Annotated in this window: 15 protein-coding genes; 12 read left to right on the top strand and 3 right to left on the bottom strand. The window is 51.7% G+C overall.

Features of this window, described 5'->3' with window-relative positions; translation table 11 throughout:
• Positions 1-153: 153 nt before the first annotated feature.
• Positions 154-213, top strand: coding sequence for a type I toxin-antitoxin system Ibs family toxin (locus OGX99_RS23810; RefSeq protein ID WP_353655342.1), 60 nt, complete (start codon positions 154-156; stop codon positions 211-213).
• 99 nt (positions 214-312) lie between these two features.
• Here OGX99_RS23810 and yegD read toward each other — a convergent pair whose 3' ends face one another.
• Positions 313-1,665 (bottom strand): molecular chaperone, encoded by a 1,353-nt coding sequence (gene yegD / locus OGX99_RS16960; protein ID WP_286544331.1) that lies wholly within the window; start codon positions 1,663-1,665, stop codon positions 313-315.
• 136 nt (positions 1,666-1,801) lie between these two features.
• Between yegD and alkA the strand changes: the two genes are divergently transcribed.
• Entirely contained in the window at positions 1,802-2,671 is an 870-nt protein-coding gene (gene alkA / locus OGX99_RS16965; RefSeq protein ID WP_151224702.1) for a DNA-3-methyladenine glycosylase 2, read from the top strand.
• On the opposite strand, the gene OGX99_RS16970 is transcribed toward alkA, so the two are convergent.
• A complete protein-coding gene (locus tag OGX99_RS16970; RefSeq protein ID WP_286544334.1) occupies positions 2,639-5,968 on the bottom strand; it encodes a diguanylate cyclase in 3,330 nt (1,109 codons plus the stop codon). The two genes, alkA and OGX99_RS16970, sit on opposite strands and share 33 nt — an antisense overlap.
• A gap of 315 nt (positions 5,969-6,283) precedes the next feature.
• Here OGX99_RS16970 and udk point away from each other — a divergent pair, with 315 nt between their 5' ends.
• From udk to asmA, 3 genes are all read left to right on the top strand, one after another.
• Positions 6,284-6,925, top strand: coding sequence for a uridine kinase (gene udk / locus OGX99_RS16975; protein WP_151219770.1), 642 nt, complete (start codon positions 6,284-6,286; stop codon positions 6,923-6,925).
• Between the two features lie 91 nt (positions 6,926-7,016).
• A complete protein-coding gene (dcd, locus tag OGX99_RS16980; RefSeq protein WP_003834269.1) occupies positions 7,017-7,598 on the top strand; it encodes a dCTP deaminase in 582 nt (193 codons plus the stop codon).
• Positions 7,599-7,624: 26 nt separating this feature from the next.
• Entirely contained in the window at positions 7,625-9,475 is a 1,851-nt protein-coding gene (asmA, locus tag OGX99_RS16985) for an outer membrane assembly protein AsmA (protein ID WP_286544336.1), read from the top strand.
• Positions 9,476-9,519: 44 nt separating this feature from the next.
• Here the strand turns inward: asmA and OGX99_RS16990 are convergent, their stop codons facing one another.
• Positions 9,520-11,103 (bottom strand): TerC family protein, encoded by a 1,584-nt coding sequence (locus OGX99_RS16990; RefSeq protein ID WP_151219768.1) that lies wholly within the window; start codon positions 11,101-11,103, stop codon positions 9,520-9,522.
• A gap of 655 nt (positions 11,104-11,758) precedes the next feature.
• Between OGX99_RS16990 and OGX99_RS16995 the strand changes: the two genes are divergently transcribed.
• The 7 genes from OGX99_RS16995 (at position 11,759) to wcaD (ending at position 19,329) form a co-directional block, all read left to right on the top strand.
• Positions 11,759-12,898: a polysaccharide export protein gene (locus tag OGX99_RS16995; protein ID WP_151219767.1), complete on the top strand. Its 1,140-nt coding sequence runs from the start codon at positions 11,759-11,761 to the stop codon at positions 12,896-12,898.
• 5 nt (positions 12,899-12,903) lie between these two features.
• The gene (gene wzb / locus OGX99_RS17000) at positions 12,904-13,353 is read left to right on the top strand and encodes a low molecular weight protein-tyrosine-phosphatase Wzb (protein ID WP_151219766.1); all 450 of its coding nucleotides are present in this window, start codon (positions 12,904-12,906) and stop codon (positions 13,351-13,353) included.
• Complete coding sequence (wzc, locus tag OGX99_RS17005; protein WP_286544340.1) at positions 13,350-15,512, top strand: tyrosine-protein kinase Wzc; 2,163 nt, start codon at positions 13,350-13,352, stop codon at positions 15,510-15,512. Before wzb ends, wzc begins: the two co-directional genes overlap by 4 nt.
• Positions 15,513-15,589: 77 nt before the next feature.
• Positions 15,590-16,432 carry a colanic acid biosynthesis glycosyltransferase WcaA gene (gene wcaA, locus OGX99_RS17010; RefSeq protein WP_151219765.1) on the top strand — a complete coding sequence of 281 codons (843 nt, stop codon included), beginning with the start codon at positions 15,590-15,592 and terminating at the stop codon, positions 16,430-16,432.
• Between the two features lie 2 nt (positions 16,433-16,434).
• Complete coding sequence (wcaB, locus tag OGX99_RS17015; protein WP_252837742.1) at positions 16,435-16,923, top strand: colanic acid biosynthesis acetyltransferase WcaB; 489 nt, start codon at positions 16,435-16,437, stop codon at positions 16,921-16,923.
• Positions 16,920-18,137 (top strand): colanic acid biosynthesis glycosyltransferase WcaC, encoded by a 1,218-nt coding sequence (wcaC, locus tag OGX99_RS17020; RefSeq protein WP_187253364.1) that lies wholly within the window; start codon positions 16,920-16,922, stop codon positions 18,135-18,137. Before wcaB ends, wcaC begins: the two co-directional genes overlap by 4 nt.
• A complete protein-coding gene (gene wcaD / locus OGX99_RS17025; protein ID WP_252837741.1) occupies positions 18,112-19,329 on the top strand; it encodes a colanic acid polymerase WcaD in 1,218 nt (405 codons plus the stop codon). The genes wcaC and wcaD overlap by 26 nt, the downstream gene beginning before the upstream one ends.
• Positions 19,330-19,331 lie beyond the last annotated feature (2 nt).

Here is a 19,331-nt window from a genome sequence, read left to right on the forward strand (position 1 = left end):
GAGGCGTTACGCAACAATCTGCGGCGAAAATAGCGAATGCGTCATTGTGCGTTAGAGTGCAGCCAAGGCAAAAGGAGGTAAGCCAGAGATTTCAGCGGGACGCTGGAACGGGAAAGCCCCTCCCGAGGAAGGGACCAAAATAAGGAAAGGGTTATGATGAAGCAGGTCATCATACTGGTGATACTCTTCGTCATTAGCTTCGCGTCTTACTAAGACACCAGGGGGAGGGGAAACCCTCCCTAACCCTCACTCCTGAAAATAAGACACAGTAACGATGACGTCAATACGCGTACCTTTAAGCCTGCGGGCCGCTTAGCGGAAAACAACGTCAGCCCAGCGGGCCAGTCCGGCGGTGACGGAGCCGAAATCATCGCCGCCCGCGATAGGGATCCCAGGAAGCTGCTCGGTGAGAGCCTTTTTGATCAACGGCGAACGCGCGCTGCCGCCGGTCAGGTGAATCACGTCCGGTTTTTCCTGTGCGTTTTCCAGCGCCAGTTGCACCTGCTCCAGAATACGCGCCAGGGGTTGATTAAGTGCAGTTTCCAGACCGTGCTGACTGATATCGGTTGCCAGCGTGTCGCTGATAAACGGGATCGCCGCTGTAACGATAGTCTGGTCGGAAAGCGCAATTTTGCTCTCTTCTGCGCTGCGCACCAGGCGGTAGCTCAGACGCTCGCGCCAGACTTTAAGCAACAGTGCGACTTTATCGGCTTCTCTCGCGTCGCGGACAAGATCGTTGAGCAAGCGACCGTTGGCGCTACTGTAGAAATCACTTTGCGCGGGAACATCGTTGATCGCGACCGCATTCCACCAGGGAAGAATAGGTAAGGCGATACCTTTTTCCGTTTCTCCCCCCATGCCGAGCAGCGGCATCAGGTGTTTAAACGCCAACGCGATGTCCAGATCGTTCCCGCCTACGCGACAGCCACTGTGTCCCAGCAGGCTATTTTCGCGATCGGCGCGCTGATGCCATTGCGGCCCCATCAGCAGCAGTGAACAGTCGGTCGTACCCCCGCCAATGTCCACCACTAACACACGTTTTTCTTCCAGTAGCGTGGCTTCGAAATCCAGCCCAGCCGCGACCGGCTCGTACTGGAAGACGACATCCTGAAAACCGGCGCGTTTGGCCGCACGTTCAAGAATTCCTTGCGCCTGGGCGTTGGCATCATCGCCACCTAACCCCTGGAAGTTGATGGGGCGACCAATAACGGCCTGGGTGATCGCTTCCGGCAACTGATTTTGCGCCTGGTTGCGTATGTGCAGCATCATCGCGCAGACCAGATCCTCAAACAGCGCAACCTGCTGCGGCTTCAGACCGTTGGCACCCAAAAATGATTTTGGTGATTTAACAAAGTACACCTCTTCCGGGTCTGCAATATACTGACCCAGCGACGACAGACCGAACTGCACGCTGTTGACGTTAACGTCGATGTCTTCTTCGCGGTTAAAGCGCATTGCCCGGCGAAGCAGCGCCTGCGTTTCATCGTCCGTTGTTGGGACGTCGTGATGACGATACAACCACTCGCTGACTGCTTCACGCGTTGGCGCGCACAGCATTGAAGGCAGCAGCGTGCTGTTATTTTCCATTTTGAGCAGGTGTGGCTGCCCGTCACGCATAACGGCCACTGAACAGTTTGCCGTACCGTAGTCAAAACCAATAAACACCGTAAAAATCCCCATGCCAGTGAAGAAGGGGCGTGACTTTAACGAAATGTTGACGCCCCGACAACTGGAATATGAAAGCAAGGCGTATCGGTTGAATACCGTTTATGCTGTAGGTTTGCGTAAAAAGGAAAACTGAATGTTCACGCTGAGCTGGCAACCGCCTTATGACTGGCCCTGGATGCTGGGGTTTCTTGCCGCCCGTGCGGTTGAAGGTGTCGAAACTGTGGGTGAACTGAGTTATGTCAGAAGCCTCTCCGTTGAAGGGCATTGTGGTCTGGTACGCGTCGTCGCGGATCTGCAGGCCAACGCGCTACAGGTGACGTTGAGCCAGGGATTACAGCCGGTCTCCTCCGTGTGCCTGGAAAAAATAACGCGCCTGTTCGATCTGAACTGCTGTCCACAACAAATCACCAGCGCGCTAGGAAGTCTCGGTGCGGCGCGTCCGGGACTGCGTCTGCCGGGATGTGTCGATGTTTTTGAGCAAGGCGTACGGGCGATTTTAGGGCAGTTAGTCAGCGTGGCGATGGCGGCAAAACTGACGGCGAAAGTCGCGCTTGCTTATGGGGATATGCTGGAGGATGCTCCCGGGTACGTTTGTTTTCCTACGCCTGAAGCGTTAGCTAAAGCCGAACCATTGCATCTTAAAGCGTTAGGTATGCCACTCAAACGCGCTGAAGCGTTGATTTACCTGGCTCGCGCAACGCTTGAAGGAACGCTGCTGACAGCCGCGCCTGACGATATTGAGCAAGGCGTTAAGCAACTACAAACGTTTCCCGGGATAGGGCGCTGGACCGCCAATTATTTCGCGCTGCGTGGTTGGCAGGCGAAGGATGTATTTCTGCCGGATGATTATCTGATTAAACAGCGATTTCCTGGTATGACGCCAGCCCAGATCCGACGGTATGCAGAGCGCTGGATACCCTGGCGCTCCTACGCGCTCTTGCATATCTGGTATACAGATGGCTGGCAGCCGTCAGTTGATAGCGAAATTACTGGTATTCAGTAGCAGATCTATAGGTTGGGCGTCGGCAATAATGTCACCATAAATCATATCGATACCGATGCCAGAGAGCGTATCCATGATAAGCGGTAGTTGCACCGGGCCAGCGATGGTTTTAATGTCGAGGCGCTGGGCATGGCCCTGGATAATGGACACCCACATTTCGTCAATCAGGTCACCGTGGGCGCTGGCGCTTAGCTCGCTGTCGAGCAACAGGTAATCAACCATGTGATATTTCAGATTGTCAAAAAGCTCTAAATCACGGCCAACCTGACTTAACACAATTCGACAGCCGAACTGACGTAGCCGATGCAGGACGGATACTGCCAACGTAGGATTTGTTTTGATGACGATGGCTGGAACGGTCAGGTGCAACAACCGTGGCGGTAGCGGGCTGCGTTGCAATTGTTCCAGTAGCTCATCAACAAGTTCTGAATTGAGCAAACCTGCGGCGGAAAGGGGCAGGGCAATACTGAGCCCCTTGCTGGCGACTGCCGGAGCAGCGTTCTGGAAGAATTCGCGGAATACCCGGCGGTCGAGGGCTTGATTCAATGCGGGATCGACCAGTCCGGTACGGAAAGAATGCTCTTCAATCAGTTCGCCTTCCTCGGTGCCTAAACGTAATGAAACAAGCCAGAAGCTAAACGTCTCTGGTATACGCGGGGAGGCCACGCCTCTGGCGATCATCAGCATGGGGTTATGGGTGATGGAGTGTCTTTGTTCATCCAATGACAGTTGACTACGCGTGGCATGGGCCTGACTTTGCTGGGGTTCATAGACGCAGACTCGTCCGCGCCCGCTGTTTTTCGCCGCGTAGCAGGCGATATCCGCCTGAGACATAACCTCGGTCGCAACATGGTTTTTCTCATCAATCAATGTAATCCCCGCACTGGCGCCAATGCGGTGCAAGCGGCCTTCCCACATGAAGTGGTAATCGTTAATGGCGCTAATGATGCGGCCTGAGATAAAGCGGGCGCTTTCGATATTGCAATCTGGCAGCAACAGACCAAACTCGTCGCCGCCAAGGCGCGCCAGCATATCGCTGGATCGCAGCATGCTCAGCATCAGTGAAGAGAGTTCGCGAAGCAAGGCATTGCCCGCGGCATGACCTGCGCTGTCGTTCACTGCTTTAAAACGATCGAGATCGATAAAAACCAGCACATGATGTTGGCGTGCGTCGTGTACTGTATGCAGCAACTGTTTAAGATGGTTTTCAAAGCTGACTCGATTGGCCAACTGCGTCAGATCGTCATGCGAAGCGCTGTAGCTAAGCTGGCGCAGCATTTTACGCGACTCGGTGACATCCTGTATGACCAGCACCGAGCCAATGCTGCCGCCATCCAGGGTGCTAAGGGGCGTGATGCTGTACTGAATGTCATAACTGTTGCCATTGCGACAATGCAGCACCACTTCCTGCTCAATTGCGGTGCGCGACATGTCGGCACTGTAGATATTTTCCATCAGCGGGCCGTTATCACCGAAGGTAATACGCAGTACCGTCAGGAGTGGCATGCCGATCGCGCTTTCCTGCTGCCAACCGCTCATTTTCTCAGCGACCGGATTCATAAAGGTCACGTTCATCTCGACATCAATACAAATCACGGCTTCGCCAATGGAATCAAGCGTAATGTGCAGACGCTCTTTTTCCTGATACAACGCTTCGTTAAGCTGCTTCACTTCGGTCATATCCATATTGATGCCAAGCAAGCGTTCGACTTCACCGTCTTTATTCAGCACCCGGTTGGCCAACGAACGGATATGCCGTACGCCATCTTTCACCGTGATACGAAACTCAAGCTTAAACGGAACCCGCGCGGCCAGCGAATCTCGAATCACATTTTCGGCGTGCTCGCGATCTTCAGGCACGAGGCATTGATACCAGACTTGCCAACTGGGTTTGATATGTGGGGGAACTTCATACAGATCGAACATACGCTTATCCCAACTGATCACATCAGGCTGCAGTTCCCATTCCCAAATGCCGATCCCACCGGCCTCATTCGCGAGAGTAATGCGCTCCATCAGCCGTTTATTAATCCACTCGGTATGCTTGAGATCGTTAATGTCTTCAACCTGGGCGATAAAGTAGAGTGGGGTATTGTCGCTATGACGTACCAGTGACACCGCCAGCAAGGCCCAGACAACCTCGCCCGCGCGGGTGTAATAGCGTTTTTCCATGGAATAGCTGTTGATTTCCCCGCGTGCCAGCATGTCCAACTGTTCGAGGTCATTATTCAAATCTTCCGGCCAGGTTAATTGCTGGAAGGTGAGTGAACGTAGCTCCTCCTGGCTATAGCCCAGAAACTGGCACAAGGCTTTATTGGCCTGCAGCCACTGCCCCTCGGTACCGACCAGCGCCATGCCAATCGCGGAATATTCCATCGCGTTGCGAAAGCGTAATTCGCTTTCTGAGATATGTTTACGTTCAGCCCGAAATGCGTACATCACCATGGTCATCATATTGGCTGGCAGCAGGATCATTAAAAACGGCAGCCAGGGAATGCTGGTAAACATGTTCAGTTTGGGGGTGTAGAGCAGCGAAGGGTCGGCGGCCAACATCAGCGAAACCATCATCACGGTGCTGAGGAATATTAAAAACGCCTCCATTCGCGGCAGACGCACGGCGCTCCACATCAGCAGGACAATAACGCAGGTAAACGGCCATGGAATGTACATCATTGACAGCCAACTGAGCGTTAAGGTCACCAGCAGTGTAATCAGGGTCTCAAACAGTAAACGTGGATTGCGATGGCGCAACAAATAATGTGGTTTAAACAGTAAACCCAGCGGCACCAGCGCCAGCGCGCCGATGGATTCTGACAGTACCCAAATGAGAAAGGTATTTAACGTAGTTTCCTTCGGCAGCAACATCCACATTAATATGCCGCCCAGCAGCGGCGGAACAACCGCGCTGCCAAATGCCAGGCGCGCCCAGTCGTTAAGATTTTGTAAAGGATTGTACCAGGGTAAAAGTTTACGCAAGAGCATTGCGCCAACGACTGCCTCAATAATGTTAATCGCCGTGAAGGTGAAATTCAGCGACTCACTGGGGAAGAAGAGCAAAGAAGCGCCGATGTTACCCAAAGAGCAGGCCAGTGCGATCCCCGGCCACATTTTTCCTGCATGACGGTAAAAGGCCACCATCATGATTGAGGTTGGGAACCACAGCGGTGCCAGCTGTGCGCCGAAACGTGATAGTTCGAGCGAGAACAGCGTAAAGATGAACGCCACCAAACCTAAACTGGCCAGGCGCAGTAGAGGATGAGGTAATGTAACTAAAACATGTTGGGATTGTTTACTCATTACCACTCTACCCAAATAGCCGATGACGCCCAGTAGAGACGCCGGAGGCATCACATTTAATCTGGGATTATGCTAGTACAAATAATTTACAATTTATACGCCAGCAGCTCATAAATTAACACTCTCAAGCTATTAATTCCTAAGCCATGGGAATAAATAAAGCACCTGCTTTAAAACTGACCATTTTAATTTGCGACAGGGACGGCATTGGTGCAGGCTGGGCTGGCATCGCGCCGCTGAAATCCCTATAATTGCCGCGTTTGGCGTTTCGACGCCGCCCTTCCTTACATCCAGGTTAATCAGGTCGCTAAATTTATGACTGATCAGTCCCATCAGTGCGTCATTATCGGCATTGCCGGCGCATCGGCTTCCGGCAAGAGTCTTATTGCCAGTACTCTTTATCGCGAATTGCGTGAACAAGTCGGTGACGAACATATTGGCGTTATTCCCGAAGACAGCTATTACAAAGATCAAAGCCATCTGTCGATGGAAGAACGTGTTAAAACTAACTATGACCATCCGAATGCGATGGACCACAGCCTGCTGTTTCAACATCTGCAAACGTTGAAACGTGGTTGTGCTATTGAACTGCCCGTGTACAGCTATGTCGAGCACACGCGTACGCAGGACACTATTCATATTGAACCCAAGAAAGTGATTATTCTGGAAGGCATTCTGCTGCTGACGGATGCGCGTTTGCGTGAAGAGATGAACTTCTCTATTTTCGTTGATACGCCATTGGATATTTGCCTGATGCGCCGTATCAAGCGGGATGTGAACGAACGTGGTCGTTCAATGGATTCGGTAATGGCGCAATACCAGAAAACCGTCCGCCCAATGTTCCTGCAATTTATTGAGCCTTCAAAACAATACGCCGACATCATTGTGCCGCGCGGGGGGAAAAACCGCATCGCCATCGATATTCTGAAGGCTAAAATTAGTCAGTTCTTTGAATAAGTTCAGCGAATTGTGTACCGTTCAGTGATAACCTGGTTCGCCCTTAACGCACCTGGCATTAAGGGTTTGAAGCACGAAAGGAGAAAGTGCCATGCGTTTATGTGACCGAGATATTGAAGCCTGGTTGGATGAAGGTCGCCTGTCGATCACTCCCCGCCCTCCTGTCGAGCGAATCAATGGCGCCACGGTAGATGTGCGTCTTGGCAACAAATTCCGTACGTTCCGGGGTCATACGGCGGCGTATATCGATTTGAGTGGACCAAAAGATGAAGTCAGCGCCGCGCTGGATCGCGTGATGAGTGATGAAATCGTCCTCAAAGATGGCGAGGCGTTTTTCCTGCACCCGGGAGAACTGGCGCTGGCCGTGACGTTCGAATCCGTTACGCTGCCTTCCGATCTTGTCGGCTGGTTAGATGGCCGTTCTTCGCTGGCACGTCTGGGACTGATGGTACACGTCACCGCGCACCGCATCGATCCGGGCTGGTCAGGCTGCATCGTGCTGGAATTTTACAACTCCGGAAAATTACCGCTGGCCCTGCGTCCTGGCATGCCGATTGGCGCATTAAGTTTCGAACCGCTTTCCGGTCCGGCGGCGCGACCCTACAACCGTCGTCAGGACGCGAAGTATCGCGATCAGCAGGGCGCCGTTGCCAGCCGGATCGATAAAGACTGAGTGTTTTTCAGTCCATTGGGGATAGCATGAGACGATTTCTGACGACGCTGATGATCCTACTGGTCGTGCTGGTGGCCGGTTTTTCTGCGTTAGTACTGTTGGTGAATCCGAATGATTTCCGCTCGTATATGGTCAAGCAGGTTGCTGCGCGTAGCGGATATCAACTGCAGTTGGATGGTCCTCTGCGTTGGCACGTATGGCCTCAGTTGAGTATCCTCTCAGGGCGCATGGTGCTAACGGCGGAAGGTGCCAGCGAGCCTCTGGTTCGTGCCGATAATATGCGTCTTGACGTCGCGTTGTGGCCGTTGCTGAGCCATCAGCTCAGCGTTAAGCAGGTGATGCTCAAGGGCGCGGTGATTCAACTGACCCCGCAAACTGAGGCGGTGCGTGGAAAAGATGCACCCGTGGCTCCAAAAGATAATACGTTGCCCGACATGGCTGAAGACAAAGGATGGTCCTTTGATATCGCCCGTCTGCGCGTTGCTGATAGCGTTCTGGTATTCCAGCATGAGGACGATGAGCAGGTCACGGTTCGTGATATCCGGCTGGAGATGGAACAAGATAACCAGCACCGCGGCACGTTTGATTTCTCCGGGCGCGTGAACCGCGATCAGCGTGACCTCGCGTTATCCTTCAACGGTACCGTTGATGCTTCCGATTATCCGCATAACTTATCCGCGAATATTGCGCAGATAAGCTGGCAACTGCAAGGGGCCGATCTACCGCCGCAGGGGATTAACGGTCAGGGACAGCTTCAGGCGCAGTGGCAGGAAGAGAAAAAACAGCTCACGTTTAACCAGATTCATTTGACTGCTAACGACAGCTCTCTCGCCGGGCAAGTTCAGGTGACATTGTTGGATAAACCTGAATGGACCGTTGACCTGAAATTTAGTCAGCTCAATCTGGACAATCTACTCGTGCAACGTGATCCCGTGACGAAGAACGGTGAGGTACAGCAAGGTCAGAGTCAGTCGACGCTGGCGCGCCCTGTCATTGCTTCGCAGGTTGATGCTGTTTCTTATCAAGGTCTCAAGGGATTTGCGGCAGACATCACTTTGCAAGCGGACAAAGTGCTGTGGCGGAAAATGGCGTTTGACAATGTCTCGGCAAAAATAGACAACCAGTTCGGTTTATTAAACGTTGCGCAGCTGCAAGGGAAAAGTGACGGTGGGCTGGTGTCGCTTCCGGGCACGCTGGATGCCAGAAAAGGACAGCCGCGAGCGGTCTTCCATCCGCGCCTCGACGGTGTCGAAATTGGCGCAATCCTGAAAGCCTTCGATTACCCAATCGCTCTCACGGGTAAACTTTCTCTGACAGGTGATTTCTCTGGCTCAGATATTGATGCCCAGGCGTTTCGTCACAGCTGGCAAGGGCAGGCCCGTGTCGAAATGAACGATACGCGAATGGAAGGGATGAACTTCCAGCAGATGATACAGCAGGCCGTTGAGCGTAGCGGTGGAGATGCTAAAGCCCAGCAAAATATGGAGAACGTGACCCGGCTGGATCACTTCGTGACCGATATGACGCTGGATAACGGCGAGGTAACGCTGGATAACATGGCCGGCGAGTCCGCTATGCTGGCGCTGACCGGCAAGGGAACGCTGGATCTGGTGAAGCAGAATTGCGACACGCTGTTTAACATTCGCGTGCTGGGCGGTTGGGAAGGCGAAAGTAAGTTGATTAACTTCCTGAAAGCCACCCCGGTTCCTCTCAGGGTGTACGGCCAGTGGCAAGCGCTTAATTATAGTCTGCAGGTCGACCAGCTATTGCGGAAGCATTTGCAGGATGAAGCGAAACGTCGCCTCAACGACTGGGCCGATCGTAATAAAGACTCCCGCAACGGTAAAGATGTTAAAAAATTGCTGGATAAACTCTGATTCAAATTGCCGGATGGCGGCTGATGCCCCATCCGGCTTGTGACTTACACTTCGTAATCCATCTCTTCTTCACTGTGTAGCGGTATCAGCTGGACTTTTTGCACGCGATGATTTTCCACCTGCAGAGTTCTCAGTCGGTAGTTGCCAACCTGAACTTCCTCCCCGGTTTTCGGGATGCGCTGCAAATACTCCATTAACAGCCCGGCAATGGTGTGATACTCACGTTTTTCATCTAACGGAATAGGTACGTACTGCACCAGATCTTCCAACGGCATATGACCGTTAGCGGTCCATGAACCATCAGCATTTTTCTGAATGTCGTGGCGGGCATCAATCTCCTCAACCTCGTTCGGCAGATTACCGGCGATGGTTTCCATTACGTCACTGAGTGTCACAATCCCCTCGACGGAACCAAATTCATCGGCAACAAAAGCGAAGTGCGTCCGGGCGTTACGAAACTGCTCGAGCGCCGGAAGCAGCGGCAGCGTTTCCGGGAACACCAGCGGCTGACGAATCAAGACGCGTAAATCAAGCGGTTCACCGCGCAGGGACTGCTGCAGCAGGTCGATGACATGCACCACGCCCAGCAGCTCTTCCTGCTCGTCTTCACCGGTGACCACCAGACGCGTATGCTGGTTTTTTTCCAGCAAAGCGCGGACTTCTGTTTCCGGCGCATTGAGGTCGATATGTTCAATATCATGGCGCGAGGTCATAATGCTGCTGACGGTTCGCTGATTAAGGTTCAGCACACGTTCTATCATCCGCCGTTCCTGCGGGGCAAAAATCTGACCTTCATGATGATCCGCCAGCATCGCTGAGGTTTCAGCATCCAGCTCAGCGTCTTCTTTTTGCCCGCTTAAGAGTCGCATTACCGCCTCAGCAGTACGTTGGCGCAAGGTATGGTTAGCTGACAGGAAGCGACGACGGTTAAAGATAGCCAATTGGTTCAGTGCTTCAATCATGACCGAGAAACCGATGGCGGCGTACAGGTAACCTTTCGGGATATGGAAGCCAAATCCTTCGGCGACCAGGCTGAAACCAATCATCAGCAAGAAGCTCAGGCACAGAATAACGATAGTTGGATGGCTGTTGACAAAGCGCGTCAGCGACTTGCTCGCCAGCACCATCAGGCTGATGGCAATAATCACCGCAGCCATCATCACTGCCAGGTGATCGACCATCCCAACCGCGGTAATGACGGAGTCCAGGGAGAAGATAGCGTCCAGTACGACGATTTGCGCGACGACACCCCAGAATTTAGCGCCTTTACGCTGGGTGGGGTTATCGCTGTCTTTCCCTTCCAGCCGTTCGTTGAGTTCCATGGTGGCTTTAAACAGCAGGAAGAAACCACCGAACAGCATGATCAGATCGCGCGCGCTGAAGCTCAGGTCGCGAATGCTGAACAGCGGCGTGGTCAGCGTCACCAGCCAGGATATCGATGCCAGCAGCAGCAGGCGCATGACCATCGCCAGCAGTAGCCCGGTAATACGCGCCTTATCCCGCTGGGCAGGAGGCAGTTTCTCCGCGAGGATGGCAATAAAAACAAGATTATCAATGCCAAGAACAAGTTCGATCACGATTAACGTGACGAGTCCGGCCCAGATTGACGGATCGGCAATCCATTCCATAGTAAATGCTATACCCATAGTTGTATGACAATTGTCACAATTCGATCATGGGTAAAACTGGCGAAAAATGCAATGGCGGGGCAGGGATTTCTCTGTCGGCGATATCAGGTTAGACACGAGATAATAGCCCTGATGTCACTACAGGAAACTATTTTGTTAATCCGGATATATTTAGGAAATATCGCAGGTAAGGTATTTTAATAGCTGCGTTGTCAACATCAATAAAATCCTAAAAATATAAAAGTACAGCGCTTAATATTAATCTTAAAAGCAAGTTGTTGATGGTTTGTTATCTTGCCTGACTTTCGCTTAGCTGTAACAATTCCTCCGGTAATAATCAAAAGGTAAATATATCTTCATCAACCAGCGACGCTATTCCCGATGCGTTGTCGTTCTGAATGTGATGAAAATAAAGGAGAAGGTGAAAATTAAAATTAATCAGTGCATTGGTAGCTAATAAAGCCAGGGGCGGTAGCGTGTCTGGTCGCCTGAGACAAGCCTAAATTATTTTGTCAAGAGCTCGCAGATGAATTCATTTTTTTAGGACTGATGCCAGTTAAATTTCATTTCAATTAACGGCAAGGTAAATACGTACAGGCGAGGTCGCTATTTAGATCGCACGTGATAATTACTCTGCCAAAGTGATAAATAATCAATGATGAAATCCAAACTTAAATTGATGCCAGTATTGGTATCGGTAATCTTGATAAACGGTTGTACCGTACTACCGGGCAGCAATATGTCTACGATGGGCAAAGATGTGATTAAACAGCAGGACGCTGATTTTGATATCGATCGCATGGTGAATGTTTACCCGCTCACCCCTCGACTGGTCGAACAATTACGTCCCCGACCTAATGTTGCGCAGCCTAATATGTCTTTGGACCAGGAGATTGCTGAGTATCAGTATCGGGTCGGCCCGGGTGATGTTCTGAATGTGACCGTCTGGGATCATCCTGAACTTACCACGCCAGCCGGACAGTACCGTAGCTCAAGCGATACCGGCAACTGGGTGCAGCCTGATGGCACCATGTTTTACCCCTACATCGGCAAAGTCAGGGTGGTCGGAAAGACGTTGGCCGAAATTCGTAGTGATATTACCGGGCGCTTAGCGAAGTACATTGCTGACCCGCAGGTGGACGTTAATATCGCCGCTTTCCGCTCGCAGAAGGCTTATGTCTCTGGGCAGGTAAACAAATCTGGCCAGCAGGCCATCACCAACGTGCCACTTACCGTTCTCGATGCCATTAACGCCGCAGGTGGTCTTACCGAGGCGGCAGACTGGCGCAACGTTGTATTGACGCATAACGGGAAGGAACAACGCATTTCACTGCAAGCGCTGATGCAAAATGGCGACCTGAGCCAGAACCGTCTGCTTTATCCTGGCGACATTCTGTTTGTCCCGCGTAATGACGATTTGAAAGTCTTCGTGATGGGAGAAGTGAAAAAACAGAGCACCCTCAAAATGGACTTCAGCGGCATGACGCTCACCGAAGCGCTCGGCAACGCGGAAGGTATCGATCTGACCACTTCCAACGCCAGCGGTATTTTCGTTATTCGTCCACTTAAAGGTGAGGGTGGGAACAACGGCAAGATAGCCAATATTTATCAGCTTGATATGTCCGATGCGACATCGCTGGTGATGGCGACGTCATTCCGACTCCAGCCATACGATGTGGTGTATGTCACTACCGCGCCGGTTGCTCGCTGGAACCGTTTGATCAATCAGTTGCTGCCGACTATTAGCGGTGTTCGCTATATGACGGACACGGCCAGCGACCTTCACAACTGGTAATCATCATGTTTAACAAAATCTTAGTTGTCTGTGTGGGGAACATTTGCCGCTCTCCGACGGCGGAGCGCTTGTTAAGGCAATTTCACCCGGCGTTGACGGTCTCTTCTGCTGGCCTCGGGGCGCTGGTGGGGAAAGGTGCGGATCCGCGCGCGATTAGCGTAGCACAGGCGCACAACCTGTCACTGGAAAATCATTGTGCCCGGCAGATCTCGGGACGAATGTGCCGGGAGTATGACCTGATCCTGACCATGGAAAAACGGCATATCTCAGCCCTGTGCGAATTGGTACCGGAGATGCGGGGCAAAGTGATGCTCTTTGGTCACTGGGACAGTGAGCGCGAAATTCCCGATCCGTATCGTAAAAGTCGTGACGCGTTTGACGCGGTGTACGCCTTACTTGAACGGTCTGCCCGCCAATGGGCTCAGGCACTGAACGCAGAGCAGGGAAAACAATGACAGAAAAAGTTAAACAGTCTGCAGCGCCGGTAACGGGCAATGATGAAATCGATATTGGTCGTCTGGTCGCAACGGTGGTAGAAGCCCGTTGGTGGGTGCTTGGCATTACTGTGGTTTTTGCGTTGTGTGCCGCAGTTTACACGCTGTTTGCTACACCCATCTACAGTGCGGACGCGCTGGTGCAAATTGAGCAAAATACCGGAAATTCACTGGTGCAGGATATTGGCTCTGCGCTGTCGAACAAACCTCCGGCCTCGGAAGCGGAAATTCAGCTCATCCAGTCAAGACTGGTGCTGGGGAAAACGGTAGACGATCTCAATCTGGATATCGGTGTTATCAAAGAAACATTCCCCATATTTGGCGCTGGTTGGGAAAGGTTAATGGGTCGCCAGAACGAAACGGTTAATGTGACCACCTTTACGCTGCCAAAGGCAATGAACGGACAGACCTTCACGCTCAGCGTACTGGATGACAAACGCTATCAGCTGGTGAGTGACGAGGGCTTTAGCGCTCAGGGACGGGTTGGGCAGATGCTGAAGCAAGACGGGGTGACGATGCTGGTCGGGGCTATTCATGCCAGCCCTGAGAGTCGTTTTACCGTCACTAAATTCTCCACGCTGGGCATGATCAACACCTTGCAAAATAATCTGATGGTGACAGAAACCGGCAAAGATACCGGCGTATTGAGCCTGACCTTTACCGGCGAAGACCGTGAGCAAATCCGTCGGATCCTCGACAGTATTACCCGCAACTATCTGCAACAAAACGTAGAGCGTAAGTCTGAAGAAGCCGCTAAAAGTCTGGCTTTTCTGGCCAGACAGTTGCCTGAGGTACGTAACCGGCTGGATGTTGCCGAAAACAAGCTGAACGCTTTTCGTCAGGACAAAGACTCTGTGGATTTGCCGCTGGAAGCCAAAGCAGTGCTGGATTCGATGGTGAACATTGATGCTCAGCTCAATGAGCTGACCTTCAAAGAAGCGGAGATTTCCAAGTTGTTCACCAAAGCGCACCCGGCGTATCGTACGCTGCTGGAAAAACGCCAGGCGCTGGAAGATGAGAAAAGCAAGCTAAACGGGCGCGTAACGGCGATGCCGAAAACGCAGCAGGAGATTGTTCGCCTGACGCGTGACGTGGAGTCTGGTCAGCAGGTCTATATGCAGTTGCTGAACAAGCAACAAGAACTAAAGATTACCGAAGCCAGTACGGTCGGAGATGTGCGCATTGTCGATCCGGCGATTGCTCAACCCGGTGTACTGAAGCCGAAAACGGCGTTGATTATCCTCGGCAGTATCATTCTCGGCTTGATGCTTTCTGTGGTGGGCGTCCTGCTGCGGTCGCTGTTTAATCGCGGTATTGAAAGCCCCCAGGCGCTGGAAGAACACGGCATCAGCGTATATGCCAGTATTCCGCTGTCTGAATGGCAAAAAGCGCGTGATAACGTGCAAACCATTAAAGGTGTGAAACGTTACAAGCAAAGCCAGTTGCTGGCGGTGGGGAATCCGACGGATCTCGCCATCGAAGCGATCCGCAGCCTGCGCACCAGCCTGCATTTTGCCATGATGCAGGCGCGTAACAATGTTTTGATGCTTACCGGCGTCAGCCCGTCGATTGGTAAAACATTTGTCTGCGCCAACCTCGCGGCGGTCATCAGCCAGACCAACAAACGCGTGCTGTTGATCGACTGCGACATGCGCAAAGGCTATACCCACGAACTGCTGGGGACCAATAACCTCAACGGTCTGTCTGAGATCCTCATCGGCAAGGGGGATATCTCAACCAGCGCGAAACCGACAGCCATTGCGCATTTCGATCTGATCCCGCGCGGGCAAATCCCCCCCAATCCTTCTGAGCTACTGATGAGCGAGCGCTTTGGCGAACTGATTGCCTGGGCCAGCTCACACTATGACCTGGTGCTGATTGATACCCCGCCAATTCTGGCGGTGACCGATGCGGCTATCGTGGGGCGTCACGTCGGAACCACGTTGATGGTGGCACGTTACGCGGTCAACACGTTGAAAGAGGTGGAAACCAGTTTGAGTCGCTTTGAGCAAAACGGCATTCAGGTGAAAGGGGTGATCCTTAACTCTATTTTCCGCCGCGCCAGCGGATATCAGGATTACGGTTACTACGAATACGAGTACTCGTCGGATGCGAAATAGATAACGCACAGTAACGCATATCAAATGTAGGCCTGATAAGCGCAGCGCCATCAGGCAACTTTATTTGGGAAACGAAAATGACGACAGACAACCCACTCATTTCAATTTATATGCCAACCTGGAATCGTCAGCAGCTGGCCATCCGGGCGATTAAATCAGTATTGCGCCAGGACTATCCTCACTGGGAGATGATCATTGTAGATGATTGCTCTTCCTCGTATGAGCAACTGCAGCAGTTTGTTGAGGAACTCAGCGATCCGCGCGTGTCTTACACGCACAATGCCACCAACTCCGGGGCCTGCGCGGTACGTAATCAAGCCATCATGCAGGCCAGCGGGCAATATATTACGGGGATTGATGATGATGACGAATGGACGCCGAACCGCCTGAGCGTCTTTCTCAACTATCGTCATCATCTGGTCACGCGGGCGTTTCTGTATGCCAATGATTATGTCTGTGAAGGCGAAGTGTATTCTCAGCCGACCAGCCTGCCGATCTATCCGAAATCCGGCTATTCACGCCGTAAATTTTACAAGCGCAATATCATTGGCAATCAGGTGTTTACCTGGGCCTGGCGATTTAAAGCCTGCCTGTTCGATACCACGCTAAAAGCGGCGCAGGATTACGACATCTTCCTGCGCATGGTGGTGGCGTATGGCAAACCATGGAAGGTTAAAGAGGCAACGCAGATCCTGCATGTCAATCACGGTGAAATGCGTATTACTTCATCGCCGAAAAAATTCTCCGGCTACTTTCAGTTTTACCGCAAACACAAAGGCAAATTTGACCGGGCCAGCAAGAAATATCAGCTGTTTACTCTCTATCAGATCCGCAACAAACGGATGAACTGGCGGACGCTGCTGACGCTGCTTTCCGTTCGCAACAGTAAGCGTCTGGCCGACGGACTGCGAGGGCGCTAAGTATGCTGGAAGATTTACGCGCCAACAGCTGGAGTCTGCGTCCCTGCTGTATGGTGGTGGCCTATCGGATTGCCCATTTTTGCTCTGTATGGCGTAAAAAAAATGTCCTGAACAACCTGTGGGCCGCACCAGTGCTGGTGCTATATCGCCTGATCACGGAATGTCTGTTTGGATATGAGATTCAGGCTGCTGCGTCTATTGGTCGTCGTTTCACCATCCACCATGGTTATGGGTTGGTGATCAATAAACACGTGGTGGCGGGGGATGACTTCACCGTGCGCCACGGCGTCACTATCGGCAATTCTGGTGGCAACGACCAGTCCTGTCCGGTCATCGGTAATGGCGTTGAACTGGGGGCCTGCGTCACTCTGCTCGGTGATATTACGATTGGCGATAACGTGACGATTGGCGCTGGCAGCGTGGTGGTGGATAGCATTCCGGACAATGCGCTGGTCGTGGGCGAGAAGGCACGAGTGAAGGTAATAAAATGAAGATATTACAGTTTAATGTGCGACTCGCAGAAGGCGGGGCTGCAGGGGTGGCGTTGGATTTGCATCTGAGAGCGCTGAAGAAAGGACTGTCGTCGCGTTTTATCTACGGCTATGGCAAAGGGGGCAAGAAAAGCGCCAGCCACGCGAATTACCCGCAGGTTATCAAACATACGCCACGTCTGACCTCGGCGGCAAATATTGCGCTGTTCCGTTTCGCCAATCGCGATATGTTTGGCAATCTCGACAAGTTATACCGTACGGTTACTTGCACTACCGGCCCGCTGGTACTGCATTTTCATGTGTTGCACAGCTACTGGTTGAATCTGGAAGAAGTGGTCACCTTTTGCCAAAAAGTGAAGGTGCACAAACCAGATATCACCTTCGTCTGGACGCTACACGATCACTGGAGCGTGACCGGGCGCTGTGCATTTACAGATGGCTGCGAAAGCTGGAAAACGGGCTGCCAGAAATGCCCAACGCTCAGCAACTATCCGCCGGTAAAAATCGATAAAGCCCATCAGCAGTTGCCTGGTAAGCGACAGATGTTTCGCGCCATGCTGGCGGTGGGCTGCCAGTTTATCTCGCCCAGTCAACATGTGGCCGACGCATTCAACAGCCTGTATGGCGTAGGGTGCTGCCGCATTATTAACAACGGCATCGATGTGGCAACTGAAGCCATTCTTGCCGAGCTTCCCGCTAAGCATGAGGAGAGCGGTCGACCGAAAATTGCCGTGGTGGCTCATGATCTGCGCTATGACGGGAAAACCCGTCAACAGCTGGTGCGGGAGATTATCGCGCTCGGCGACAAAGTTGAACTGCATACTTTTGGCAAATTTTCGCCATTTGTCGGGGATAACGTCATCAACCACGGGTTTGAAAGCGATAAACGAACGTTGATGAGCGCGCTTAACGAGATGGACGGCCTGGTGTTCAGTTCTCGCGTTGATAACTACCCGCTGATTCTGTGCGAAGCGCTGTCCATCGGCGTACCGGTGATTGCCACGCACAGCGATGCCGCGCGGGAAGTGCTGGAAAAATCGGGCGGCAAAACGTTCAGTGAATCAGACGTTTTGCAACTGGTGCAACTGAAAAAATCAGACATTGCGCAGGCAGTCTTTAACACGTCGCTTGCCGAATTTAGCCAGCGCAGCCGGGTGGCATACAGTGGGCAACAGATGCTGGAGGAATATGTCTCGTTCTATCAGAATCTGTAGCTATCTGGTGCTACCGCTGCTTTATCTGCTGGTTAACGTCAAACTTGCTCAGCTTGGCGAGAGCTTCCCGATAACCCTCGTCACATTCTTACCTGTTCTGCTGTTGCTGTTTGTTGAACGCATCAATATTAAAAAGCTAATGATAGCGCTGGGTTTGGGGGGCGGGCTGACGGTATTTAACTATTTGTTTGGTCAGTCACTGGATGCCAGTAAGTATGTGACGTCCGCTATGCTGTTTATCTATACCGTGGTGATTATTGGCATGGTATGGAGTATTCGCTTCAAAACGATTTCGCCGCATAACTACATTAAGATTTTGCGTTTTTTTTGGCTGGTCGTGGGACTGGTGGTGGGGTTAGCTGCAGTTGAAATGGCGCAGATCATTCTTAGCGGCGGCAGCAGCTTAATGGAAGCTATTTCGAAATATCTTATTTACAGTAACAGTTATGTTCTGAACTTTATTAAGTTTGGCGGGAAGCGCACAACGGCGCTTTATTTCGAACCGGCATTCTTCGCTCTGGCGTTAATCTCAATTTGGCTCAGTATCAAACAGTTTGGTATCAAAACCCCTAAGTCCGATGCTATGATTCTGGCAGGGATAATATTATCGGGTTCATTTTCAGGGGTGATGACGTTTATTTTGTTCTATCTCCTGGAGTGGGCATTCCAGTACCTGAATAAAGATGCGATAAAAAAGAAGCTACCGCTGGCGATAATCTCATTGAGCGTGTTTGTTGTTGGTGTGATATTTGCTTTTCCATACATCGCCACGCGGCTTAGCGATTTAGGGACCGAAGGATCATCATCGTATTATCGTATCGTAGGGCCATTAGTTATGGTCGGTTATTCGTTACTGAATGTTGATGGGGTAGTGAGATTTGGCTCACTTTATGAATATGTTGCGTCATTCGGAATTTTTAACGGTGCAGATGTTGGTAAAACAATAGACAATGGTTTGTATCTGTTGATTATTTATTTTTCATGGTTTGCGGTGATATTAGCCCTGTGGTACATGGGGAAAGTCATGAAGATGATGATAAATGCTTTTGGCGATAATCCGAATTACCGGGTGCAGCTTTATCTGTTTACGCCGCTGTCGCTGTTTTTTACAGGGTCGGTATTTAGTCCGGAATACGCATTTTTAATTGTCTGTCCGTTTATTTTGCGCAAGGCGCTGAACATCGCGAGGTAAAT

It is taken from the genome of Citrobacter sp. Cu096, assembly GCF_030332285.1.
GTDB classification, from domain to species: Bacteria; Pseudomonadota; Gammaproteobacteria; order Enterobacterales; family Enterobacteriaceae; genus Citrobacter; species Citrobacter meridianamericanus.